A 25,674-nucleotide genomic window follows, 5' to 3' on the forward strand; every position below is an offset into this window, starting at 1 on the left:
CTGCTTGAGTTTTCTTGCGAAGAACGAAGTGTTTGGTAGTCAAGATAATAGTTCTGGTCGTGAGCGGAGTATGCAAAGCACAAGCTAGCTTTTGTAGTAAAATATTTGATAAGTAGCTTAATAAAAAAGCAGCCCTACCGGACGGCTAGGGCTGCTTGGGTTTGAACGGAGCGCTTGGGTTTATTACTTATCGAAGTGGTAAAGGAACGTGATAACACCGGTGTAAGCAGGCTTGGGCTGATCCTGAATTTCCAAGGTCACTTCAATTCGGGTTTTGGCTACGCCTCGCAGGTTTTTCACTGACAATAGCTTGGCTCGCAGCCGGACGTGGCTATCTACCTTCACTGGCTGATTGAAGCGCAGGCTCTCGATTTCGTAGTTCACCTGAAGCTTTAGGTTGTTGATGGTAACCACCTGCATCCATAAATAAGGCAGCAACGAAAGCGTCAGATAGCCGTGGGCAATGGGCGCCTGAAAGGGCGATTCGCTCTGGGCCCGCTCCGCGTCGACGTGAATCCACTGATGGTCGAGGGTGGCTTCGGCGAATAAGTTGATCTGCGGCTGCGTGACCTGAAAGTAGGACGAGACGCCTAGCTCCTGACCTTCATAGCGGGTAAGCTCTTCTAAGCTGCTGATAGTTACGTGACTCATGCGGGCTACAAGTTGTGGAATAGTTCGTGTGGCACACGGACGGTAATGCGGCCGCAATATCGGGTAAAGGCTGATAAGAGCGTATCATCAGTCGCTAAGCTTGGCGCACAAAGCACAGCGGCCCGGCTACTGACCTCTTCGTGAGTGCCAATAGCCGGGCCGCTGTGCTTTGTGCGTAGCCAGCCGGTGCCGTTACCGAGCTAGGTTACTTAGAAGCCTCTGCATTGCTCGTATCTGACTTTGGGTGCCGGATAACAACAGGCTGCTGCGTTGTGGTGGTGCCTACCGTCAAGTGCAGGTTATAGTCGCCGGTTGGTAGTGCCACAAAGTCGAGGGTCTGGTTATGCGGCCCCGCTGTCTGCCGCCGGTAATCAGAAACGCGCACTACCACCCCACGTTGGTCGTAGAGGACCCAGCCTAGTGGCAACGACTCAGTTAGCTGGTAATTCATCTGCACCACACCGTTCGATGGATTGGGGTACACGCTCATGTTGTTGGCACCCACGCCCGGTACGTTGTTCGCCACCATCGTTGGAGGCTTCACGGTGGCGGGCTCAAGCTTCCATTGCTGGTCCTCGCGCCCGCTGTAGCGCCACTGCTGAATACCGCCTTCCGTCGGAATTTTTGAGGTTAAGGCTTTGCGGCTGTGCTTGGCAATTAGCTTGTAATAACCCTCGCCTACGGGCTCAATGCGCCAGAGCTGGTTGTTGCCGCTGTAGTAGGTCCACAGGCTCATGGGCGTACCGTTGGAGGTTTCGCTTCCTAGCACTTCAAGCACTTTGTTGCTGCCCTGCACCACCACGCGATAATATCCGTCGCCTACGCTTTCAATCTTCCATTGTGGATCAGTAGGAGTAGCAGCCGCCGCTGCTAGGCCTTCACCAGTATACGGATGACTAGGTTCGATTACTTCGAGCGGGGTACCCGTCGTGCGTACCTTCAGCGTAAATACGCCCGACAAAACCTCCGTCGTTTCCGGAGCAGATACAGGCTTGGGCGCCCGCACGAGCTTCGGTGCTGTAGCCGAAGGCTTTAATGGTTTTGGGTCTTTGCTTTTCGATTCCGCTGCGGCTACTGCTTTGGGTGCGGGAGCAGCCACTGGCTTCGGCGCAGGTGCGGCCGGTCGAGCAGCGGCAGGGGTGGCTTTGGCTACGGGAGCTGGCATAGCAGGTACCTCCACCGCAACCGCTTCCGTGGTAACAACCGGCGCTGGTGCAGGCGTTTTAGCCGCCGTGCCATTGGGCGTAGCCGCTGCTGCTACGGCTGGCTGAGCCGATACTGTAGGATCGGGCGTGGTGGGCGAGCCACTCGGATACAGGTACGCCATCGGAATAATCTGAGGCGCTTTGCCTGGTGGCGTCCACATCAATTGCACAGTGGCGTCGCCTTCTTCTTCGTAGTACTCAAGCTTTATGCTCGTTTTTTCCCCAGCAGCTAGGCTCACGGGTACTCCAATAATGCCAGTAGTGCCTTTTGAGCTCCACGTATCTATTACTTTTTTTCCGTTTACCCACAGCCGTACGCCACTATCGGAGGGGACGGCAAACGTGTAGCTGCCGGTGGCGGGAGCAGCGAGTAAACCTTCCCAGCGCACAGAGAAATAATCGGCGGGGAGGGTGGAAGCCGGAGCACCTTTGCCCCAGCGAAAATCAACGGCAGTATCAACGCGCTGGAGTACTGGAGCACCAGCTAACGTACCATTATTAAAATATGAAGCTGTAAGACCCGTGCCGGCGCCTTGCACCAAGATCGGATCAGCAACACCCGAGGTCGTTTTGGTGGGATCAGTAGCCCCAAGCCACACTGGCAAATCAGCCAGCGCGGAGTTGGTTACACCAAGCCCAAGAATAGAACAGAAGAGTAGATGTCGCACGATTTAAAGAAGATATTGAACCAATCAAAGAGTGATAGCCAGAATAGCTAAGTGCAAAAATGGCTTACAAATTTCCGGCCGCATATGCTTCTTTCTAGTGTATTGTCAAATTCTTATTTGTTAAGAAATAGAGCCTTTCAAGCTTCAATAACAAGTTTTATGGTTGAGCTATCCGATCCATTCGTAACCGTGAGGCTGCTCTCGTGCAAAACTATGAGTGCTGATAAGTACCAAAAAGAATCCTTGATTACGCCTGAGAGATTTTTGTACGAAAGAATTATAGGTGCCGAATTAGTGGAGAAAAAGATACCTAGGCACAATCCTGCGAACCTAGGGTGCGTAAGGAGTTATTTTATAGTTTCCTTTGTTCTATTCTCGTGTCTGTACAACCCGAAAATTTCCGCCGCCCTGACTTGTTGCGTCTGTCGTACGACGACTATCGTGCCGCGCCTGCCATTGCTAATTCCGATTTGTCGCGCCTGCGGGATGCCCTGAATGGCCGGCCACCCCGGCCGATTTCTGCGCTGAATGCGTTGAGCCTAGGTACCGCCTTTCACACGGCCTTGCTCGAGCCTGCGTTGTACGAGCCAGGGCAACCCGGTATCAACGATACGCTTGTGTGGTGGCTGGTTGAGGGGGTAAAGCTTAATCCTGAGCTCAACGCGTTGCTGCAAGCTGGTACGCCCGAGCCAAGCTGCATCTTCACGGAGCCGACGACCAACACGTTGTGTAAGCTGCGGGCCGATTTGGTGGTAGATCAGCCGGGGCAACCTTATACCATCATTGATTTCAAGACAACCCTAGCCCGCGACTACAACCACTTTTTGGCTCAGTGTAGCGGCTACGATTACGACCGGCAGGCGGCGTTCTACTCCGATGCATTGCGTGCTGACCGCTTCCTATTGGTTGGGGTGCAGAAGGTAGAACCGTTTGGTGTGTTTACCGTGGAAGTATCTCCGGTGATGTTGACGGAAGGACGGGCGAAGTACTTGCGCCTGCTAAAGTTGCTGCTCCCCGATGCGGAGGTGCCTAGCTACCTAACCGAAACAGTGCGCGAAGTAGCTAACAACCTAGGGCAAACGCCAGCCGAGTCGTAGAAAAAAGATTTTGGATAGTAAACCTGTAGGCGAAGCCGTGCTCTTCGGCGGTAAACTTGAGGTATTCATAGATAAAGTAGGAGGTAAGCAGGCTGATGCGGGGTGCGTGGCATCTCGCTTGCAATGGGGTAGACAAGCGCTTGATATTTTTTCACCGGATAATCCTAGGTTAGTTAACGCCTTGATTATCTAAGGATTTCAACCTTTTCAACCCTTTCCTTACTATGAAAACTGCCCTGCTTTCGTTCGCCGCTGCCATTGCTATGTTGGCTACTACTCCATCATTCGCCATGGCTCCAGTCGACCACCACGACAATGACCGCCGCGAACGTAACTATAAAGAAGACCGCCGTATTGCTGCTGAGCGCGCTCGTTTGGAGACAGCCCGCCGCAAAATGGAGTTTGAACGTCAGCGCAAAGAAGCCGCTGAGCGTGCCCGGTGGGAAGCCCAGCAACGTCGCAATGACCGTGACTCCAACTACGGCTACGACCGCAACCACCGCGTAACCCCTGCCGAGCGGGCCCGTTGGGAAGCTGCTCATCGCAACGACTACGGTCGTCGTTAGGCCACATACGCTGAAGTAATGCAAAGCGCCCCACCAAACTCAGTGGGGCGCTTTGCTATTAGCCGATAGGTTAGGTGCCGGTGCAGGAGAATTAGCTCAGGAGCTTTAAACTTCAGCGTAACGCCTGGGGTTCTGAAGAGCTAGGGGTTAACTGTTGATTGATGATGGAGGCTGCCACGTCTTTCCCGCTCTGTAGTGCCGCTTCTACCGTGCCCAGTGCTGGGCCGGCGTACACGGCTTCCCCGGCAAAAAACAGCGTCTGCTCAATGGGTTGCAGCAGTACAAGGCGAGCCGTAGCCGTATCGACGGTGGAGTAGGTGTAGGCCCCGAGGGCAAATGGATCAGCGGCCCAATTAGCGACCCGTTGGCCCCGCAGCTTTGCGCGCAAGTAGGCAGGCGTGGTCGTAAAAATGTAAGCCAGAGACTCCAGCGCTTGTTCGATAATTACTTCATCCGGAGTGTCGCGGAGGTGGAGAGCGGTGGGTCCACCGAGCCAACCAGTGAGGAGTGGGCGCGGATCAGGCAACTGAGCCCACCAAGTTGGAATAGGAGCATCCGAAAACAAGAAACCTAGGTCGGAGAGAGGCTGTGCTAGCTCCGCAGCACTGTGTTCCCAAAACGCTTCATCAAATTCGAACAACACCTTAATGATTGCGCCAAAGCCCATGGCCGCCGCCGCGGTGCGCTTTTCTGACAACTCGGGGACAAACGCCACATAGCCTGGCTGCTCTTCTGTGGCCTGCAATACCCCCAACGGCACCGTCAGGACAACTTGTTGAGCCTGGTAGTACCGGTCATTATCGCAGCGCACTTCTACGTGGCCGGGTTGCCAGTGCACTGCTTGCACAACGGTACCTAGCTCGATGGTGCCGCCTGCTGCTTGTAGCTGTTGAGCAAGCAGTTGCAGCAAACCTCCGTAGCCTCCTAGTGGACGCGGTGAGTCCTCGGCCCCGCCCCCCGACCACTCGTCACGCAGCGCAAAAACGCTAGCGCGTTGCGAGTCAGCGGCATCGTAGCCCTCGGCAAAACGAGTGGCTTGGTCGCGCAGTAGCTGATAGCGGTCTTCGGGAAAGTACTGGGTTAGAAAAGCAGCCAGCGGCATGTCATCTGACAGCGTGTACAGCGTATCGAGCAGCAGGGGCAGGTCTTCCATATAGTCTCCTGTTTCTTGCGCGTGACCTTGGCCTACTTCGTAGTTCTTGCCGCCGGGGTCTTGGTACGTGATACTCGCCTCGCGCAGCAACTCCTTAGTGAGTGGCACGTCGCCGTGCATAAACTCGGCACCTAGCTCCACGGGTGCACTAAACTCCGAACTGGTGAAGGTGTGAATACGCCCACCGAGACGGTTGCGAGCCTCGATGATCGTAACCGATTTGCCGGCACGAGCTAGGTCGCGGGCGGCCATGAGGCCAGCAGCGCCGGCGCCAATAACTAAAATATTAGTTTGCTGATGCAGCATACTTAGGTGAAAAAGCACCGACCACCAGCGCTGCCGCTGATGAGGTGAAAGTGGTTGGTATTGAATCTACTATGTATCTGACGAGCAGAACTGTTGCCGTCTTAAATGCAGAACAGCTACGGCGCAGCTGTTGGTTTACACGCCATAATTCTTTTAAACTAAGTGCTACTGCGGTCGTAAAAATTTAGCAAACAACACTTTAGCTCGACAATAAAATGGCAGACGCACAAAAATACGCGCTCATTACGGGCGCAACCAGCGGCATAGGTCTCGAACTAGCTAAGCTATTTGCCCAAGACAAATACAACCTCGTACTCGTGGCGCGCAGTGAGGAAGAGCTAGCAAGTACGTCTTCCCAGCTCAGCCAACAGTATGGCGTGCAGGTAAACACCATTGCCAAAGACTTGTTCAAGCGTGAGGCTCCTTTTGAAGTATACGAGGAGGTAAAAGCCAAAGGCATTCAGATTGATGCGTTGGTGAACGACGCCGGTCAAGGCCAGTACGGCAAGTTTACGGAAACGGATATCAACCGGGAGTTGGACATCATTCAGCTGAATATTGGTGCGTACGTGGTGCTCACCAAGTTTTTCCTGAAGGAAATGGTAGCTCGCAATGAAGGCAAGATTCTGCAAGTATCGTCCATTGGTGGCGAACTGCCTGGCCCATTGCAATCGGTGTATCACGGCACGAAGGCCTTCGTGACTTCTTTTACGGAAGCCATCCGCGCCGAGAATAAGGACACCAACATTGCTATTACTGCCTTGCTCCCGGGTGTGACCGACACCGATTTCTTCGATAAAGCCGATATGGAAGATTCGAAACTGGTGCAGGAAGGCAGCAAAGCGGACCCCGCCAAAGTAGCCAAAGATGGCTACGAGGCTCTGCTCGCCAATAAGGATAAAATCATATCGGGCTTCAAGAATAAAGCCCAGGTGGCCATGAGCAACCTCATGCCCGACGACATGGTGGCTAACAACATGCTTAAGCAAGGGGAGCCAATTAATAAAAGCGAATAACTAGGTTCTGGAAGCAATGCGGCAGGCAGCTGACCAGAATTTTTGAACAAGGTTTTGCAGACAGCTCATCGAGACTAGTCGGCTGCCTGCCATGCCTCACCAGAGCTAAAAAGCCCTAGCCTACTCAGTAGGCTAGGGCTTTTTGCGTTTTGGGAGAGACTAGGCTTCTACTTTTCGTCGGCAGAAGGGCCGTACACGCCGGGTACTGGTATGTCGAGCAGGCGTAAATACACCATGATTTGACCGCGGTGATGAATCATGTGACTGATAATATGGCGCACGACTTCTGAGCGCGGTTGGTTGATAACGGTCTGCCCGGCGTAGTGCATCTTCCAAATCTGCGCAAAAGCTTCTTCATCAACAGTGGCCAGAGCGCTCCGGGCGGCGGCTCCATTTGCTTCAAAGCGTTGCAGCAGCTCAGCGCTAGTAGCTGCTGGCTGCCAGTCGCCTACGGCTTCTGAGATGTCTAGCTCCGGCGTTTCTAGAGCAGTGGCCATATAGCTAGGCATGTCGGCTGTGTGGCTTGCCAAATGACCCAGGGCCATAGATTTTGGGTGGGGCTGCCAGGAGAAATGCGCTTCGGGGGCGCGCTCCAGTATGCGGCGCGTAAGGGCTAGCTCTTGGTCGAGTTCGGGCAGGATAATTTGCGCGAGTGGCGCGGCAGTGGCAGTTAGCATAGGAGCTAGGTTTTAGATGAATGATGTCCCAAACCTAGCGGCCGGTAGTGACAGCCCTGTGTCAGTAGGAAAACGGAAAATCGATTTTTAATGGGAGAGTGCTCTGCTACCTAACAGCAGCCTTTTATAACGAATAGACACTTGACTTCGGAAGCATGCCCCTTTTATTAAATGTTTACCACAAACGATTGTGGTAGTTACCGGAATCGTTTGTGGTGGTTTATCTTCTTCTGGCATTGGTAGTTATGATGCTGTTAAATATATCTTTCGTCAACAGCTCAATCGTTTGCGCAATCAGTGCAACTCACGCATCCCAATCCACTCTTAATACCCACTTACCTTCCAAAGCCTATGAAAAATTCCGTACTATTTATTTCCTGCCTAGGGCTGTGCCTGCGCAGTTTCACACTACAAGCGCAAAACGAACCCATTCCGCAACAAGCTGAATCCGGCGTTGTAGGCGCGGATTGGAACACGCTCGACGAGACGGATGTGCGCTACGTAACCGTCAAGCCTACCAGCACAATCAATTCGCAGAACCCAGGTACCCCAGCGCGGATCATTACATACTCGGTGACCTTTCCGTCGGCTGGCACTTATAACCTCTACGTTCGAGTGCGGGTAGGACCGGCTGGCGCTAATGATGACAGCTTCTTCTATGGCAATGGTTTTGGTACCAAATCGCCCACCAACGATGCCGACTGGACTACCGTAAATGGCCTCAACATTGCGGGCTTTACGGCGGGCACCGACGTCGTAACTGGCTCTGGTACGGCTCCAATTGGGGTCTGGAAGTGGATTAACTTATCGCGACTTAACCTGACGAATACTGGTAGTGAATCTCCCATCAAGTTTGAGGTGACGGCCGATGCCCTTACGCGGACGTTGCAGATCGGGGCCCGCGAAGATGGTTTGGAAATAGACAAGTTTGCTTTCGGCCGGGCCGCTGCCACGTACACCGTGGATAACCTAGACAAAGGGGAAACGGGCACGATACCGCCGCCGCCACCACCTTACACACCTACCGGGCCTCCGCTGGCTACGGGCAAATCGAAGTTCTTCGGTGGCATCTGGAGCCCGGCGCAACTCACCAACTTCACGGCTTATTGGAACATGGTCGTGCCGAGCAATGTCGGTAAGTGGGGCTCGGTGGAAGGCACCCGCGACGTGATGAACTGGACCAGTCTGGATGCGGCCTACAAGCTAGCCAAAGACAACGGCTTCCCTTTCCGTTTGCACGTGCTGATCTGGGGGAGCCAGCAGCCAACGTGGATTGCCAATCTGCCGCCAGCCGAACAGCTGGCGGAAATTAAAGAATGGTTTGCCGCCGTCGCGCAGCGTTATCCCGGAATCGACTACCTAGAAGTCGTGAACGAGCCACTCCATAACGCGCCAGACGACTCTCCGACGACCAACGGCGACGGCGGTAACTACATTAACGCGCTAGGCGGCACCGGCACCACCGGTTGGGACTGGGTAATCACTGCCTTTACGCTTGCCAGGGAACATTTTCCTAATGCCCGCCTGATGATCAATGATTACACCGTAGAGAACTCCGTAGAAAATGCCACGCGCTACCGGACGATCATCACGCTGCTGCAACAGCGGCAACTCATTGATGCCATCGGTATACAAGGCCACTCTTTCTCTACGCGCCCGACTACTGCGGCTGCCCTGAAAAGCAGTTTGGATGTGTTAGCTGCCAGCGGGTTGCCCCTGTATATCACAGAACTTGACATTAATGGCTCGGAAGATGAAACCCAGTTGTCGGAGTACCAACGCGTCTTTCCCGTGTTCTGGGAGCACCCGGGCATTAAAGGTATTTCGCACTTCGGGTGGCTGCCAGGAGCAGATGCAGAAGCATACCTAGCTTACTCGAACGGGGCCGAGCGCCCGGCCTTGATGTGGTTGAAGGACTACGTGCGCAACACGGTGCTGCCGTGTAACATCAGCGTAACTTCCCGGCTGAAGACACCTACCTCTTGCGCGGGAAAAGATGGCGTTATCAACTTAACTGCGCAGGGTGGGGGTACGGTCAACTATACCTACAACTGGACGGGCCCAAACGGCTTTACGGCCACCACGGAAGACCTGACGGGCCTAGCTTCCGGCACCTACAAGGTTACTGTAACCGCTCCCAACAGTAATTGCAGCACCACCGCCGAAATCGTGCTGCAATGCGGTGTACTCGCGACGAACCAGCCGGCTGCAATTCTTGCTGATTTTCAGGCGTATCCAAACCCGGCTACCGATCAAGCGGCAATCTCATTCCGGCCCGAGCAAGCTGGTAAAGCGCAGGTGAAAGTTTACAATCAGCTAGGGGCCTTGGTCACCACCCTCTACGAAGGCCAGGTGCAAAGCAATAAGCGCTATAACTTGGTGCTGGATAGCCGCACGCTAACAAGCGGTGTATACAACTGTCGGCTTGTTCTTAATGGCGAGTCGCAAAGCTTACGCTTGTTGATTACCAAGTAAGTAGCGACAGAAGTAATGCTGTGCAAAGGGCTGATCGGTATCGTACCGATCAGCCCTTTTTCGCTTTCAATTGGTAGTGGTAAACCACGTAGTAGTTCGGTTTAGCAGGAACACAGCTGTTGCTAAACTTGCGGAATGCAGATAAAGAGGATTGCCAGTTGCGCCCGCCGCTCGTTGGGCGAGCTGCTTCCTTACCTAGCTAAAATGCGCATGCGCCACTTGGGCTAGCTTGCGAAGTTCATCCTGCAGGGCGGGCGGCGACACAATGGTCACATCGGGGGCAAACACCAACAGCCACCGGGCGAGCTGCTGTAGGCAGACGGTTAGAAAGGTCATTTCCAACCAGCCGTTTGCCATCGTTGTCTCGTGCGCCCAACCGAAGTACTGCTTGTTTTCGTGTGCGTGGGACAAAACAGCTGGACCAAATTGCACCACGGCCGCGTGCACCTGGCGCCGCTGAGCCTGCTGCTTCCAGTACGTTTGGAGTGTTTCCGGACGTGGGGCAAATGCTTCCTCGCGCACCTGTAAACCCGCAATACGATCCAACCGAAAGTCGCGGTACTCCTGGCGTAACCGACAGAAAGCCACCACGTGCCAGTACTGGCCGAAGTATACCCCGATAGGCTCAACATCGCGCTGGGTAGGGGTGCCTTGGTAACCGGCGCGATAGTCTAGGGTCACCAGGCGCTGCCTCGCAATACTATCTAGGAGCTGCTGGTGAGTGTTGCTAGGCAGCAGAACCGGAGCCGCAGGCCGGGGCGAGCGCAGCACGCTAATGTGCGGACTGAGCGCTTCGAGGTAGTCGCGGTCGGAGCGGCGGAGCACAGCCCGCAGCTTGTCCATGGCGGCGTGGCTTACCTGGGCCGTGTGTGCATCGGTGAGCTGCGTCACGAGCTTTTCGGCCGTAACCAAGGCGGTGGCCTCTTCACGGGTAAACATGACGGGCGGCAGCCGATAGCCATCAGCTAGGGAGTAGCCTACGCCTGCCTCCCCGCAAAGGGGGACGCCCGCTTCCTCCAGCGTGCGCAAGTCGCGGTACACCGTGCGCAGACTTACGCCGTAGCGGGCAGCTAGCTCCGGACCTTTCACCACGCGCTTCGCTTGCAGCTGAATCAGAATAGCGGTGATGCGGTCAAAGCGGTTCATAAGGTCGGCACGGTAGATAGAACTGTGGCTGGAAAGTAAATGCGGAACGTGGTGCCCTTGCCCACCTCACTCTCTACCTGCAAACGCCCACCTGCTTGCTGCACAATACGATTCACCAAATACAACCCTAGGCCCGACCCCGACACGTGGTCGTGGAAGCGACGGAACAGCTGAAAGAGGTTGGCACCGTGGCGCTCCATGTCTATTCCTAGTCCATTGTCCTGCACCACCAGGGTCGGGTCACCCTCGGCCGTCAGTTCCGTGCGAACGACTATGATCGGTGGGCGGTCGGGATGCGCGTACTTCAGGGCGTTGCTGAGCAGGTTGTATAAGATGCTCTGTAAGCTGAGATGGGCGAAATACACGACCGGTACCGCCGAAAAGTCCAGCTGAAAATCGGCTTTAGAAGCTGCCGACTGGCTCGACATGCTTTGTAGTACTTTCTGGGTGAGAGGAAGCAAGGCGACGTGCTCGGCTGGTAGCCGCTCGCTGTGCCGCTGCACCTGCACCACTTCTGTTAGGCCCTGGATGGTGCTGTTGATCTGCTCCAGGGCCGTTTCAAACATCTCAACCAGAATGGTGGCCTGCGGGTCGTGAAATGTGGCCGTGCGCTTTAGCTCCTCAAACACGCCCGCCATGTTATTAACAGGCTGCTTCAGGTCGTGCGAGGCCGTGTACACAAAACTATCGAGGTCAGCATTGGTACGCGTGAGTTGCTGGTTGGTGATACCTAGCTCTGCGTTGGCGGAGCGCAGAACCTCGTTGGTGTTGGCTAGCTGCTCCGTCAGGGTTTGTAGCTGCTGACGCGCCCGCTCTCGTTCTGTCACGTCAGTTATCACCCCGGCCACGCGCAACGGCTTGCCACCATGATCATAAAAGATACGGCCGCGGGCCTCAAGCCAGCGCAGCTCCCCATCGGCGCGCCGAATGCGAGGGTTCAGGCGTAGCACGCCCGTGTTCATAGCTTGCGTGAGATTTTGCTGAAACTCTGCTTGGTCTTCGGGCAGCATGTGCGACAAGAGCATCGGCAGATTCCACTCAGGCAATGGCGTTTCGTAGCCAAACAAAGTATGGTGGTTCTCGCTACGCTCAATCTGGTTGGTGAGCAAGTCGAGGTTAAAGGAAGCCATGTTGCTAGCTTCGAGGGCTAGCTGTAAGCGCTCCTCGTTTTGCTTGAGCTGCTGGCGGGCTAGCACGTGCTCCGTGACATCGAGCGCATAATGAATGATGCCATCAATGGCGCCTTGGTCGTTGTAGGTAGCCTGCAACACCAGGTCGAAGTAGCTTTCCTGCGCGCTGCCGTTTTTGGTGGCTGGGCTAACCCACACACGCGTTTCTTTGGCAAAGAACAGTTCGCCAGTCTGGTACACGCGGTCCAGCATGCGCAGGTAGCCTTGGGCCACGAGCTCAGGCACCGCTTCTTGCAGAGGAAGACCGACGAGCTGGCGGTTCCCAAACCGTTGCTGATAGTGCGAGTTGACGAGTTCGTAGACATGATCCGGCCCGCGGAAAACGCACATCGGCGCAGGCATCTGGAGAAGAAACGCTCGTAGCCGCTCCCGTTGCAGCTGTGCTTCTTGCAAAGCGCGCCGCAGCTTAGCCGTACGGTCCGTTATATGGGCTTCCAGCTCCTGGTTCAGTTCCTGTAGGGCAATCTGCGTTCGGAAAAGCTCTTCGTTGTTAGCCAATATTTCTTCATTGGCATTCTGAAGTTCTTCGTTGGCGGTTGCTAGCTCCTCGTTGGTAGAGGCTAGCATTTCATTAAGGAGGCGCAGCTTATGCTCCTGCAACTCAATCTGGTGGCGTGCTCGTACCTGCGCCGTTACCTCGTAGGCAAACACCAAGATACCGTCGACTGCACCGTCTTGGCTGTGAGTGGGTTGGTAGATAAAGTTGTAGTAGTTGTTACCTAGCTCGCCCGAGTTGGTATGGTCGAGCTTCACCAACATCTCCGTTGCGTAGAACGGTTCGCCAGTTTGGTACACACGGTCGAGCAGCCCGAAAATGGGTTGGCCGATCAGTTCTGGCATCGCCTCGCGGATTGGCTTTCCCAGAAGGGGGCGGGGGCCCACCAGTTGCTGGTAGAGCGGATTGACCAGCTTAAACGTATGCTCGGGCCCTTCAAAGATGGTAATCATCGCCGGTGCATCCATAAACAACGCTTCCAGGCGTTTGCGCTGCGCTTCGGCATCCGCGCGGGCTGCTTTTGCGCGGGCTTGGCTCTCGCGCAGGGCTTCTTCGACAGCGCTACGGTCTTGGTCAGCCGTATCCGAGAAACTGACGAGCAGACCGTCTCCTACGCGCCGGGCAGAAAGATGAAAGTAGTTGTCGAGGCCGTCGCCTTGGTAGTTTATGCTGTAGCGTTCTACCTTATCCGACGCAAATGCCCGGCGGTGAAAATCGAAGACACCGGTAGCTAGGGTATGCGGGAAGAGCTGGAGGTACGTGCCGGTGGGGCGAGCAGGCAAGCTTAATATTTGCTGAGCCGCCGGGTTGAGCAGCACAATCTCCATGTCGGTGATAGTACCGCTAGCCTCCCGAATCGGCTTATAAAGCGCTACTCCAGTCAACGAAGCATCTAGCAGACCTTGCAGCAAGTCGTCGGTCGGAAATACGTCCTGCAAGGCGGAGAAGCTAATAGAAGAAGCTGCGGCGGAGTCAGGCATGGATAAGCGGGTGAAAAGCGAAGCGCAGACGAATAGCGTGCGGCCTGCCTTTTAACAAGTTAGTTAACTCGCAAGAGTAGGAAGCAGGGGGCAAACCATCCACTCCTGATCCGAGGGCTTGCGCATGTAAAGTACCAGCCTAGGCTAAGTACGGCGTTCTACAAACCTGATAATAAGCAGCAAAATAGGAAACCTAACCTAAACCACAACGCCAACTGCCGCTCAGAGTCTAGCTTGCTCTGTCCTGTTTGCGCAGGCAGAACGGCAAAGCAAATGAATAAAAACAAAGGCCAGCGTACGACGGATGGACATACCTGGCCTTTAAAGGAAGCTAGCAAAGCAGATACACCAAGCAGAGAAATAAGTGCTCCTGCCCGGAAGAACGGGTGAGGTTACGTAGTAGCTCGTTCCGCGTGACTGGTTATTGAATGGTTGGCGAGCAACGTCGCCCCAACTAACTGCACCTGCACGATGGGCGTAGTGGCAGTGATATTGCCGCTCGCGTCGCAGTGGCATACCATGTACTCGACAACGCTGCCGGCCGCTGCGAAGGAGTTATCGAAAGAAGGGCTGCAAGCATTGCGGGCAATGCACTGCCACCCGCCATAGTCGGAGCGCCGATATACATAAGCGAAGCGACCAGGCTGAGTGCTGAAGTCAAGCCGGCGGCCTGCCGGAACTTGATGGAGTTGGAGCGTGGGGGTAAACGTGGACATGGGGAAAGAATAGGTTGTTTGGCTGATGAGGTTGGAGTAGCTTCCTTAGGGGTAGGTAAGATACTCGTCTCAACGGCTTGTCGCTTTCGGTTTACTCCCGGATTTATACGTATTTACGCATGATTAAATTCGGATTTTTGACGGAGCTGCTGCGGTGTAAACCATCCGATGCACCGGACAAGCAGAAGCAAACAGCGCCTTTCGGCTGCTTGGGTATGCTACTGCGCGTCAAGTGCCTGGATTTGGGCTTTGTAAGCAGTCGGCAATAGAGCCGTCTTGATCCACTGACTCAACGAAAAATGGTGCGTATGGCGGTAAACGGGCACCACCGGCCGCAGCCACGACCACGCCCCAAACCCGAGCAAGTGGCGCACGTGCTCGGGTAGCACGAGACGCTGGCCTTGTAACAGCAACCAGTACCGCAACGGACCTAGGTGCCGCCGGTATTGCTGGAACAGATCATCGGTATAATGGCTGTGGGCTAGGTCTTGAGAGAGATGCTGCGCACGGGCCACAAGCCATTCGGCGTACGTGGTAGGCAAATCCGGAATGCCCATGCGCAGCCCTACGCGGTTGAACACGTGAAACACTTCCTCTTTTTCCGGTGTGGTGAGCAGGCGCTCCAGGGCCTCAAACGACCGAATGGAATAATCGATTAGCATGAAAAGCACGTCGCGGTAGGCCCAGGCCGGGATGGCCGCGCCGCGCTTGGCTTCCACGGCCCCGTGAATGGCCGTGATGGTATCAATGGCTTTTTCGGCGCCAACGCGAGGCGCAAACACAATCTGCCGCGCGTATTCGACGGTAGAAAACAGTCGCCCCAGCGGATCGGCTGGCAGCCGGCCGGTGAAATAGAGCCAGTCAACGGCCTTGTTCAAGGCAAACTCAGCCGCGGCACCGGCAAAGATGAACAATACCGTATCTGCCTTACCCCAAATAGTACGCACGATGGAGTGCTTTGCTACAAAATATTCCATGCCCTAAGAACCGGAAAATTGGGCAAAAGGCTCCTACTAAGTGTTGTGCCTAGATTCATCTTTTAAGGGGTGAGTGAAATGAATTGAACAAAGCGTAACCAGGCAAATACGCGGTATTGGGTTTTTAGCTTGGGCAATAGCACAATTTAATGTTTTGGTAAACGATAGCATGGCAAGCAGTCGAGCTAGGTGCGCTTCATTTGTGGACTCGTAAGAGGAGACCAAATGATGAGCGCAACCTGCTGGGAAGCCATCCGCAACGATTCAGAGCAGGCCTACAATGAGCTGTTTGCGGCTTACTGGCAATCTAGCTTTACAGCCGCTTACCGCCCGCCGACCTCGTCCGCTGGGCGACGCCCAAGCTACCTACGCCAAGCCCCAACGTGGCCGCGACTACGTCCAAAATCGCCCACAACCAAAGCTGGTAGATGCCTGAACAGTGTAGAGACGCAATACTTTGCGTCTCGTCGTTGAACGACCAACGTTAGAATGGCCTAGCCCTGAACAACCTAGGTAAGCAATATCCGCAACGGCCAGACGCAAAGTATTGTGTCTCTACACCGTCCAAATTTCATTACGCTTATGACCAAAACCATCCGCACCACCCTAGCCATCCTGCTGCTGAGCGCTGCTAGCGCGCACGCCCAAACAACCGTCACCCTGGCGCTGCCCCTGGAGCAAGGCCACTCCCATAACGATTATTGGCGCCCGCATCCACTCACGGATGCCTTGCAGCTAGGTTTTAAAAGCGTAGAAGCGGATGTGTTCTTAGTAGACACCACCTTGCAGGTTGGCCACGACCGAGCTTCTTTGCAGCCAGAGAAGACGCTGCAAACCCTATATCTGGAGCCGATGCGCCAAGTACTGCGGGCCAAGAAAGCGTTGTACACTAAGCCTGCGGAGCTGTGGCTGTACATCGATTTCAAGAACGATGGTCCGGGCACCTACGTTCAGTTGGAACGCGTGCTGGCCCGCTACCAGGATATTCTTTCTACCCCGCAGCAGCCACGTCAAGGGGGCGTGAAAGTGATTCTGAGCGGTGGGTACCCGCGCCAAGAAGTACTTGCCGATAAGCAGCGCTTGGTGTACCTCGATGGCTCGCTTGAGGACTTGCAAGCCGGCGCTAGCGCGACTCAGTTTCCGGCGGTGAATGGCGACTGGCAGAAGTCTTTCAAGTGGAATGGTGAGGGCGCTATGCCCGCCGCCGAAGCCGCTCGCCTGCGCCAGTGGAACGACCAAGCTGTGCGCAACGGCCAGAAAATCCGCTTCTGGAACCTGCCTGCCAAGAACCCGGCTCACCTGCAAGCCATATGGCGCGAATTGCTGCGCTACCCCGCCGTACTGGTGGGCGCCGATGAGCTAGTGGAGCTAAAGACAACGATTGACACGCATGCAAAAAGCTAACCTAGCCCTGGGCTTGCTGCTCGGCAGCGGCCTCTTGGCTTGTTCGTCACCTAGGTCGGCGGCACCGTCGCGGAGCGCCGTGATTGAAGCCATCAAGCACACGCCTGATCCTAGCCCAGCCGCGCCGATACCGCTGTATAAGACGGAATACCAAGCACCCACTGCCTACCAAGTGCCGCCTTTGGCGCCGTATGCAGGTCCCAAAAAACCACTCAAAAACATCATCCTGATGATCGGGGATGGGATGGGACCGACGCAAGTAACGGGCGGGCTCATTGCCAACCAAGGCAAGCTGTTTATGCAGCAGGCCCAGGCCACTGGCTTCTCTATCACCCACAACCAATACGGCAAGATTACCGATTCGGCGGCTAGTGCTACCGCTATGGCGACGGGCCATAAAACCTACAACGGCGCCATCAGCATAGATTCTCTAGGGCATGAGTTTCGCTCCATCATGTGGGATGCGCGGGAACACGGCAAATCCACGGGCCTGGTGGTGGCCTGCGAGCTGCCCGACGCTACCCTCGCCTGTTTTGCCGTCACGCACCCCGACCGCAACCAGCCGGAAGCCATTGCCGCCAAGTACCTCGACGCGCCCATCGACTTTATGTACGCCGGTGGCCTCAAGTTCTTCACCCAGCGCCAAGACCATGTGAACTTGCTAAAACAGTGGGAGGAGAAAGGCTACCAAATAGTTACCTCCCCAGCCGCGGTGCCGCCAATTACTGGCCCGAAAGCAGTGGCGTTGCTCGCTGACGCCGGTCCGTCCGCCGTGGCCGGGCGCACGGCTGCTTACATGAACCTAGGGGTTGACAAAGCCCTAGAAGTGCTGAGCAAGAACAAGCAGGGCTTTTTCCTGATGATTGAAGGCTCGCAGATCGATGACGCTGGTCACTTCAATAACACGACTCAAAATGTGCAGGAAGTCCTGGACTTCGACCAGCAGGTAGGCAAGGCTTTCCGGTTTGCGGCTGCCAATGGCGAAACACTCGTCATCGTGACGGCTGACCACGAAACTGGCGGCTACAGCATCATTGAGGGCAGCATTTCGGAGCGGAAAGTGGTAGCCAAATTTGCCACCAACAAGCACTCGGCCGTGATGGTGCCGGTGTTTGCCTATGGCAATGGCAGCGAGTTGTTTACCGGCATGTACGAAAACACCGATATCTATTACCGAATAAAAAAGGCGCTAGGCTGGGACGAGCAAAAGATGCCCTAGGTACGGCCCCGCAATTATTTGTAGTACTTAGTAGCACCTATGATAGATGAGGGGCGCAGTCAAATATGACTGCGCCCCTCGACGAACGCCTCCCCCAGAGGAATCCGCGCTGCAAAACACAACACTTTAGTGGGTGAAAGCTAGACCAGCAAGCAAGTTTCACGAAACCGTAAACTACGCCTGTTAATAGCTGATGATTGTGCTAAAACATAACCTGGCCTTCACCGCTGCATAATAGTAGACGAGCAATTTTGCTGCTGCAAAAAGCCATATGGTGAGGAGCTTTTTTGTGTGCATTGACCAAGCCCCGGCGCTGCAACGCTGGGGCTTTTGTCTTCTTTTCTCTTCCCGGGTTTCTCTTAAAGCAGAGCTTTCAATCGGGTGTCAAGTGTTGAGCTAGGTGGTAGTCAGTCGTTTGTCAGGCTGGGGTGAAAACTTAACATGGAAAAGTGATGCTACTGTGGCGCTACAAAGGGGAAAGGTCTACCTTTGCCGCAACTTTTAGACCCTATGGAACCTACTTCTACTTCTTCATCCCGCGACGAACTGATTGTAGTCGTCTTCATGGCCAGCTTAGTTGTACTAGCCGCCGTGTATTACCTGATACCTTAACGGCCCACCCCCTTTAGTCGGCGAGTAGCTCTTGCTCATCACCCACTTAAAAAGCCGCAGCCATTCGCTGCGGCTTTTTGCTTTCTGCCGCAATTGGCCCACAAAGCTAGCTCAGCAGCTAGGTGCCGCAGTTGCTGACCAGCGAAGCTCGACCAAAACAACCACTACCATTAAGCGTTGATAAAGGAGCAAGCCTCTGCATTGGAGACGTGCTTTTAGAAGATATTCTCTCAATGGTCACATACTCACAACAGGTCGAGCAGCTTGCTCCGCTGGAGCAAGCTGTTTTTCAAAATTCGTTCGTGGAGGAGTTGCACGGCGAAGCTTCGATGGACAAAACGCCACGCCAAGTGCCTGGCTATCACTACTCACGGGTAGAGCCCACGGCCGTGCAAGCCCCGCAGCTACTAGCGTGGTCCGAGGACCTAGCGGCTTACCTAGGGTTGGAGCGTCCGTCTGAGCGCGGCCCAGCCGTAGATATGCTGGCTGGTAACCAATTGGCACCTAGCATGAAGCCGTTTGCGGCGCGCTACGGTGGGCATCAGTTTGGCAGCTGGGCCGGACAGCTCGGCGACGGACGCGCCATTTCCTTAGGCGAGCTGACAGCAACCGACGGTACGAACTGGGAAATACAGCTGAAAGGAGCCGGTCCCACGCCGTATTCGCGTCGCGCCGACGGACGGGCCGTGCTGCGGTCTTCGCTGCGGGAATTCCTGTGCAGCGAAGCCATGCATTACCTAGGGGTGCCCACTACCCGGGCCCTGAGCCTGGTAGCTACCGGCGACGAAGTTGTTCGCGACATGTTCTACAACGGCAACGCCCGACCCGAGCCCGGCGCTATTGTGGCGCGCGTGGCGCCAACGTTTGTTCGCTTCGGTAACTTCCAACTCATGGCTGCTATGGGTGAGTTGGACAACATGCGTGCCCTGGCTGATTACGTCATTCGTCACCATTACCCCGAGCTAGGAGCTCCGTCGCCGGCCGTATACGTGCGCTGGTTTGAAGAGATCTGTCGGCGCACGGCTGTGATGATAGCGCATTGGATGTCAGTGGGTTTCGTGCACGGCGTGATGAACACCGACAACATGTCAATCCTAGGTCTCACGATTGACTATGGCCCTTACGGCTGGCTTGAGCCCTACGACCCCGACTGGACCCCCAACACCACCGACTTCGGCTCGCGGCGTTACGCCTTTGGGCAACAGCCGCAGGTGGCTCTCTGGAACCTTTATCAGTTGGCCCGGGCGCTTGCCCACTTAGTAGAAACGCCACAAGACCTACAGCAAGGCCTGGAAACGTACCGCACCACACTGGCCCAGACCCGACACACAATGCTCCTGCAAAAGCTAGGGCTCACGTCCTTAGCGTTGGAGGAAGACCGGGCGTTGGTGGAAGAACTACTCGAAGCACTGGCTGGCTCCGAAATCGATATGACGTTGTTCTTCCGGCAGCTTTCGCATACGGCGCCATCTCTACTGTTGAATGCTGAGAACGAGGATGCTACGTGGCGCGAGCTGCTTGCCAAAGCGGCTTATTCTATGTCGATGGAGGAGGAGCAAACACTGGTGCAGTGGCTCCAACGGTACCTCCAACGGCTGCGGCAGGAGTCTGCGAGCCCGGAAGCTATTCGGGAAAGCATGCTGCGTGTAAATCCGAAGTACGTGCTACGCAACTATTTAGCACAGAAAGCTATAGAAGCAGCTGAAGCCGGCGACCTAGCTTTCTTAAATACTCTGATGGAAGTGCTCAAAACGCCCTTCGCCGAACAGCCCGAGCACGAGGAGCTAGCCGCCAAGCGCCCCGATTGGGCCCGCGAGAAACCCGGTTGCGCCACCCTCTCGTGCAGCTCGTAGCATAGAATGGTGTAAGAAAACACCAGGACGGTCATACTAAGCCCTGCGAAGTACCTCGTATGCTGTAGTAACTCAATCGTTAAGGGTTGCTATTGCATGCCAGATGCTTCGTGGGGCTTCTTACATGCCTTAAGTGCTGGTCCTTTACGACCTTTGCCGCATGCACACCCTCAAACAACTGCGCGCTGGAGAGCTAGCGGGCATTCAACGCCTCGATTTGTCGGCTGGCCTTACGGAGTTTCCAACCGAGATTTTCGACCTAGCCGATTCACTAGAGATTCTTAATCTATCCGGCAACGCTTTGTCCTCGCTGCCTGATGACCTAGGGCGCTTGTACAAGCTGCGCATTATCTTCTGCTCTGATAATCAGTTTGTCACTCTGCCCGAGGTACTAGGGCGATGCACGCAGCTGAGCATGATTGGCTTCAAGGCCAATCAGATTCGTATGGTGCCGGCAGCAGCCCTGCCGCCGCTGCTGCGCTGGCTCATTCTTACCGACAACCAACTGACCGCTCTGCCTGAGGAGCTGGGTGCTTGTACGCATTTGCAAAAGCTCATGCTGGCCGGCAACCAGCTTACGTACCTGCCCGCGAGCATAGCGGCGTGCACTAACCTAGAACTGCTGCGCATTGCGGCTAACCGTTTTGAGGCGTTGCCGGAGTGGCTGCTTTCGCTCCCGCGGCTTTCGTGGCTCGCGTACGCCGGCAACCCATTCTGCGAAGAAATCGAAGAAGCAGTAGTGGCACAGCACCCAATTGCTAGCATCAATTGGCGCACCCTGACGTTGCGGCAAAAGCTAGGGGAAGGCGCCTCGGGCGTCATCTATCAGGCCCAATGGCAGCCAGACGCTGCCCTCGCGAAGGAAGTAGCTGTGAAGCTGTTCAAAGGCGCCGTGACCAGCGACGGATTACCGCACAGCGAAATGGCTGCGTGTATCAGTGCTGGCAGCCATCCTAATCTGATTGCCGTCGAGGGGAAAATAACGGATCACCCAACCAACGCCGAAGGGCTCGTGCTCGACCTGATTGACCCATCGTTCCGGATCTTAGCCGGGCCACCTAGCTTTGCCAGCTGTACCCGCGACGTATATGACGACGGCACCGTTTTGGGCTTAGATGCGGTGCTACGTCTGGCACACGGCATTGCTTCCGCCGCGGCGCACCTACACGCTAGCGGCATCTTGCATGGCGATTTATATGCCCACAATATTCTGACTACTAGCGCCGGCAGCTGTTTGCTAGGTGACTTTGGCGCGGCTTGTTTCTTTGATTCTAGCTCAACGATGTCCACGCAGCTCCAGCGTTTAGAAGCTAGGGCATTTGCCTGTTTGTTGGAAGAACTCCTGGATCATTGTGAACCAACCGCTTCAGCGGCCTTCCACGCTTTATCAGCTTTGCAACGCCAGTGTGCCCAGCCGGAAGTAGCAGCGCGACCATTGTTCGCCGAGATTGAGCAAGTGCTACAGAAGCTTGTACTGGGAAGAAGATAATATGGGATGTTTGGCGCAACAAAGGGTTGATGCGCAAGCATGTTTTTGGAATCCTAGCATAATGAGGCACTTTGTCTCAAGTACAAGCTGTAATTATGGATAGTCAAACATATCCGTTGAGCTTGCTAAGATGGTTACTAGGTGTATTAACTTGAGTACTAGCGACTGAATTCAGTTGAACAAAGATGAGTTTATATTTATAACATTCATCTGTTTATCAATATTTTGTGTAAATTTGTAACTAATAATAGTAAAAAAATATAACTATTAATATTTTTATATTATAAATATACCTTAATTTGTCATAAGTAGGATTAGGTATTTGCTTAGTGACGTACTCACTTGTTCGAGAACTCATAACAGGTAAGAGCTGCTAGGCACACCAATAGCTTAAACTTTGCACTTTCGACTTAGAAGTTTGCATAGAATACAAGAAGAGTATTTGCTGAATCTATCTCTCTGCTAAACATCTTTGTCTTTCAATACTGCTCTATTCGACATTGGCTCATTAAGCCGATACACACCTAGTACATTTATGTTGCACCTGTTTCTCAAGCAAAAAAAATTACTCGTTCTTTGGTTATTTACTACAGCTTACGCTTCGACTTCATGTAGTTCTTACAAGAACATTCCTTATTTTAAGGATTTGAGCAAGACGAGTATAAGTGACGATAATATTCAAAATTACACTCCCATAACGATACAGCCTGAAGATATTTTAGGGGTTAATGTTAGTAGTTTAAATCAAGAGGCAGCTGCAGTATTTAATTATAATCTTAATCGCGTAAACGGAAACAACTACGATGTAGCTCCTGCGAATCCAGTTGTAGGCTATCGTGTTGATGCAATTGGGAATATACAGCTGCCTCTAATTGGTGAATTCAAAGTAGCCGGTTTTACCACAAGCGAAATACAACAAAAATTACGACAGAGGCTCGTGACTTATCTCAAAGAGCCTGTGGTAAATATTCGTTTGCTAAATTTCAAAGTGTCTATAATCGGTGATGTATTAAAACCGGATACCTACACTATTCAAAATGAAAGGATAACAATTTTAGAAGCACTTACTCTAGCTGGTGATCTGAATATAACTGCCTTGCGGACAAACGTCTTGCTTGTAAGGGAGCAAAATAATAAGCGGGAGTATATACCGATAGATCTTACTTCCAAGAAGCTTTTCGCCTCGCCTTACTATTACCTCAAAAACAATGATGTGATCTATGTGCAACCTGACAAAACCAAGTTTGCAACTGTAGACCGAGGGTATAGAACAGCTACTTTGGTGCTTTCGGGCTTATCTATCATTGCTATCGTGCTATCTAACTTGTATAGATAATAACATTACACTGATATGAGCCAACAGCAGTACATTGTTCGTTCGTCTTCTTCCGAAGGCGAAAACAAGTTGCCAGATTTAAAAAGCGCTTTTGCTGATTATTTGCCTTATTGGCCCTGGATTTTAGGAAGCCTTTTGGTGTTCGCTACTATAGCGATTGGTTATTTAAAGATTGTAAAACCTACGTATGAAATAAAGGCATCTATATTAGTTCAGGATACTAACAAGAACCCTAACAACAAATCAGCGCTACAAGAAATTGATTTAGCAGAATCGCCTAAAGTAGCTGAAAATGAAATAGAGGTATTAAAATCACACGAGCTAATTAATCAGGCAATTGTCAATTTGCAGTTGTGGACGCGTTATTTTACTTCAGACGCCTTTGTACCGGAGGAACTATACACGAACAGTCCGGTAGCATATCACCTTATAACAGCAAGTAATTCGACTTATGATCAGACGTTGAAGGTTGTAGTAGTGAGCAAAGATTCTTTCAACGTAATTGGGAAAGATGCTAAAACACATACTTATGCTTTCAATTCGCCCATTCAGTCGGATGGAGCTACTTGGCAGCTTCAAGCGAAGCAAAATATTCAAGATTTTTTAGGAGAAACAATAACAATTCAGCTTGAAAATCCAGAGAAAGTAGCTGAACGTTATCAAAAGTCTATGGTAGTCGAGTTGCTGAACAAACAAGCACCAGCCATCGGATTGGCAATTGACGACCAAGTGCCTGAACGTGGTAAGTCGCTATTAGATCATCTTATTCAGTTATATAACGGGAAGGCCATTGCAGAGAAGAATCGTACTACTCAGAGCACCTTGGATTTCATCGATAAGCGTCTTGCAGTACTCAGTGGAGAGCTTAACAGCTTGGAGAGCAAAGTGGAAGGCTTTCGTAGTAGTCATGGGCTCACGGATATCACTTCTCAATCGTCTATGTACTTAGAGAATGTGCAATCGAACGACACACAGTTAAATAAAGTTAACATTGAGTTAGGTGTTATTGATGAGATTAGCCGCTACGTCAACGCGCCTGATTTTAAAGGTGTGCCTGCAACAATGGGTATCGACGATCCTACCCTAAGCAGTTTGATTGAGAAACTATCGTCTTTGCAACTGCAGCGCGAAAAGCTGTTAGCTACTACTCCCGAAACAAACCCCGTCTTCGAGCCAATTAATAAGCAGATCAACGCAACACGCTCTGCTATTATTGGTAGCGTCCGGACGTTAAAAGCATCATTGTTAGGTACTAAAAGGCAACTGCAAGCGACAACTGGTAAGCTAGCATCTTCTATCCGGAACGTGCCTGTACAGGAGCGACAATTAGTGAGCATCAAGCGACAGCAAACTATCAAAGAGAACCTGTACTTGTATCTACTCCAAAAGCGGGAAGAAGTAGGCTTAAGCTACGCGCCCCTGCTGGCAGACGCTCGCATTGTAGATCAGGCATACACTGCTTCCGTCAAATGGCCTAAGAAGCCATTTGTACTGGCTTTGGCGATGCTACTAGGCCTAGCTCTACCTTGTGGCGTTATACTTGTAAAAGAAGGAATTCGCAACCGAATTAGAGGAGGCAAAGAAGTTGAAGCGTTAAGCCAACTACCACTTCTAACGGAGTTGGTTATGCAAAAAACCTCAACTCCATTAGTGGTTTCTTCAGCTGATTATGCAGCCATAGGTGAGCAGTTTCGGTGGCTCAGAACTAGTCTACGGTCCTTGCATGGTCATATCAGCAAGGGTAGAGTGACGTTGCTTACCTCAAGTATTAGTGGTGAAGGCAAAAGCTTCGTGTGTAGCAACTTGGGCGTTACACTAGGGCTAGCGGGTAGAAAAACTGTTCTTTTAGAATTAGATCTTCGCAAACCTCGTCAGTCAGCTGTGTTTGAGTTGGATGAGAATCACTATGGGGCCAGCGACTTTTTACTAGGTGCTTGCTCGATAGAAGAAGTTATTCAACCGTCACGAGTGACACCGAACCTGGACATCATTGCCAGTGGAACGTTGGTGCCTAACCCTTCGGAATTGCTAGAGCATGAGCACTTAGAACTTCTAATAAAGCAGTTGAAGGAGCGTTACGATGATGTACTGATTGATACTCCGCCAGCGTACCTCGTAACGGATGCTATAATTGTGGCGCCGCTTAGTGATGTCACATTGTACATCATGCGTGAGAGCTATACGCTGAAGTCGCTGTTGCCATTTGTACAAAAGCAGTACAAAGAAGGGGTATTTCCCCGGATGAATGTTGTGTTCAACGGCGCTAAGCTGGATAAAAGCAGCTACAACTACCAAGACTATTACGCCAAAACGGCGGCTCATTCGTGATTATCCTGTTCCGTCGGGCGACATTTTGCACAAGCTCGCCTGTTATGAGTGCATTGTACTTTCTAAGTCTATGAATCTAGACTACAACTATGCATTGTTAGAAATGCGTTAGCA

General features: G+C 53.1%; 19 protein-coding genes. 11 read left to right on the forward strand and 8 right to left on the reverse strand.

The window, feature by feature from the left end; translation table 11 throughout:
* Nucleotides 1-183: 183 nt before the first annotated feature.
* Nucleotides 184-651, reverse strand: coding sequence for a MaoC family dehydratase (locus SD425_RS08650; protein WP_324677487.1), 468 nt, complete (start codon nucleotides 649-651; stop codon nucleotides 184-186).
* Between the two features lie 205 nt (nucleotides 652-856).
* Complete coding sequence (locus tag SD425_RS08655; protein WP_324677489.1) at nucleotides 857-2,524, reverse strand: PA14 domain-containing protein; 1,668 nt, start codon at nucleotides 2,522-2,524, stop codon at nucleotides 857-859.
* A 377-nt stretch (nucleotides 2,525-2,901) separates the two neighbouring features.
* Here SD425_RS08655 and SD425_RS08660 point away from each other — a divergent pair, with 377 nt between their 5' ends.
* Nucleotides 2,902-3,621 (forward strand): PD-(D/E)XK nuclease-like domain-containing protein, encoded by a 720-nt coding sequence (locus SD425_RS08660; protein ID WP_324677491.1) that lies wholly within the window; start codon nucleotides 2,902-2,904, stop codon nucleotides 3,619-3,621.
* Nucleotides 3,622-3,845: 224 nt separating this feature from the next.
* Complete coding sequence (locus SD425_RS08665) at nucleotides 3,846-4,187, forward strand: hypothetical protein (RefSeq protein WP_324677493.1); 342 nt, start codon at nucleotides 3,846-3,848, stop codon at nucleotides 4,185-4,187.
* Between the two features lie 112 nt (nucleotides 4,188-4,299).
* Here the strand turns inward: SD425_RS08665 and SD425_RS08670 are convergent, their stop codons facing one another.
* Complete coding sequence (locus tag SD425_RS08670) at nucleotides 4,300-5,646, reverse strand: NAD(P)/FAD-dependent oxidoreductase (RefSeq protein ID WP_324677495.1); 1,347 nt, start codon at nucleotides 5,644-5,646, stop codon at nucleotides 4,300-4,302.
* A 215-nt stretch (nucleotides 5,647-5,861) separates the two neighbouring features.
* On the opposite strand from SD425_RS08670, the gene SD425_RS08675 reads away from it, so the two are divergent.
* The gene (locus tag SD425_RS08675; protein ID WP_324677497.1) at nucleotides 5,862-6,662 is read left to right on the forward strand and encodes an SDR family oxidoreductase; all 801 of its coding nucleotides are present in this window, start codon (nucleotides 5,862-5,864) and stop codon (nucleotides 6,660-6,662) included.
* Between the two features lie 167 nt (nucleotides 6,663-6,829).
* Here the strand turns inward: SD425_RS08675 and SD425_RS08680 are convergent, their stop codons facing one another.
* On the reverse strand, nucleotides 6,830-7,339 hold the full coding sequence (locus SD425_RS08680) for a DinB family protein (RefSeq protein WP_324677499.1): 510 nt from the start codon (nucleotides 7,337-7,339) through the stop codon (nucleotides 6,830-6,832).
* Between the two features lie 351 nt (nucleotides 7,340-7,690).
* Between SD425_RS08680 and SD425_RS08685 the strand changes: the two genes are divergently transcribed.
* Nucleotides 7,691-9,814 carry an endo-1,4-beta-xylanase gene (locus SD425_RS08685; RefSeq protein WP_324677501.1) on the forward strand — a complete coding sequence of 708 codons (2,124 nt, stop codon included), beginning with the start codon at nucleotides 7,691-7,693 and terminating at the stop codon, nucleotides 9,812-9,814.
* 195 nt (nucleotides 9,815-10,009) lie between these two features.
* Here the strand turns inward: SD425_RS08685 and SD425_RS08690 are convergent, their stop codons facing one another.
* From SD425_RS08690 to SD425_RS08705, 4 genes are all read right to left on the reverse strand, one after another.
* Nucleotides 10,010-10,960 (reverse strand): YafY family protein, encoded by a 951-nt coding sequence (locus SD425_RS08690; RefSeq protein ID WP_324677503.1) that lies wholly within the window; start codon nucleotides 10,958-10,960, stop codon nucleotides 10,010-10,012.
* Complete coding sequence (locus SD425_RS08695) at nucleotides 10,957-13,626, reverse strand: PAS domain-containing protein (RefSeq protein WP_324677505.1); 2,670 nt, start codon at nucleotides 13,624-13,626, stop codon at nucleotides 10,957-10,959. Before SD425_RS08695 ends, SD425_RS08690 begins: the two co-directional genes overlap by 4 nt.
* A gap of 392 nt (nucleotides 13,627-14,018) precedes the next feature.
* A complete protein-coding gene (locus SD425_RS08700) occupies nucleotides 14,019-14,342 on the reverse strand; it encodes a hypothetical protein (protein WP_324677507.1) in 324 nt (107 codons plus the stop codon).
* Between the two features lie 218 nt (nucleotides 14,343-14,560).
* Nucleotides 14,561-15,319 carry an oxygenase MpaB family protein gene (locus SD425_RS08705; RefSeq protein WP_324677509.1) on the reverse strand — a complete coding sequence of 253 codons (759 nt, stop codon included), beginning with the start codon at nucleotides 15,317-15,319 and terminating at the stop codon, nucleotides 14,561-14,563.
* A gap of 280 nt (nucleotides 15,320-15,599) precedes the next feature.
* Here SD425_RS08705 and SD425_RS08710 point away from each other — a divergent pair, with 280 nt between their 5' ends.
* The 7 genes from SD425_RS08710 (at nucleotide 15,600) to SD425_RS08740 (ending at nucleotide 25,560) form a co-directional block, all read left to right on the forward strand.
* Nucleotides 15,600-15,755 (forward strand): hypothetical protein, encoded by a 156-nt coding sequence (locus tag SD425_RS08710; RefSeq protein ID WP_324677512.1) that lies wholly within the window; start codon nucleotides 15,600-15,602, stop codon nucleotides 15,753-15,755.
* Between the two features lie 146 nt (nucleotides 15,756-15,901).
* Nucleotides 15,902-16,723, forward strand: coding sequence for a hypothetical protein (locus SD425_RS08715; RefSeq protein ID WP_324677513.1), 822 nt, complete (start codon nucleotides 15,902-15,904; stop codon nucleotides 16,721-16,723).
* On the forward strand, nucleotides 16,710-17,942 hold the full coding sequence (locus tag SD425_RS08720) for an alkaline phosphatase (RefSeq protein ID WP_324677515.1): 1,233 nt from the start codon (nucleotides 16,710-16,712) through the stop codon (nucleotides 17,940-17,942). The genes SD425_RS08715 and SD425_RS08720 overlap by 14 nt, the downstream gene beginning before the upstream one ends.
* A gap of 845 nt (nucleotides 17,943-18,787) precedes the next feature.
* Nucleotides 18,788-20,407 carry a protein adenylyltransferase SelO gene (locus SD425_RS08725; RefSeq protein WP_324677517.1) on the forward strand — a complete coding sequence of 540 codons (1,620 nt, stop codon included), beginning with the start codon at nucleotides 18,788-18,790 and terminating at the stop codon, nucleotides 20,405-20,407.
* Nucleotides 20,408-20,567: 160 nt separating this feature from the next.
* Entirely contained in the window at nucleotides 20,568-21,896 is a 1,329-nt protein-coding gene (locus SD425_RS08730; protein ID WP_324677519.1) for a leucine-rich repeat-containing protein kinase family protein, read from the forward strand.
* Between the two features lie 535 nt (nucleotides 21,897-22,431).
* Nucleotides 22,432-23,232 (forward strand): polysaccharide biosynthesis/export family protein, encoded by an 801-nt coding sequence (locus SD425_RS08735; RefSeq protein ID WP_324677521.1) that lies wholly within the window; start codon nucleotides 22,432-22,434, stop codon nucleotides 23,230-23,232.
* A gap of 15 nt (nucleotides 23,233-23,247) precedes the next feature.
* Nucleotides 23,248-25,560 (forward strand): GumC family protein, encoded by a 2,313-nt coding sequence (locus tag SD425_RS08740; RefSeq protein ID WP_324677523.1) that lies wholly within the window; start codon nucleotides 23,248-23,250, stop codon nucleotides 25,558-25,560.
* Nucleotides 25,561-25,674 lie beyond the last annotated feature (114 nt).

Origin of the sequence: Hymenobacter sp. GOD-10R, assembly GCF_035609205.1 — a bacterium.
Taxonomy (GTDB): Bacteria; Bacteroidota; Bacteroidia; order Cytophagales; family Hymenobacteraceae; genus Hymenobacter.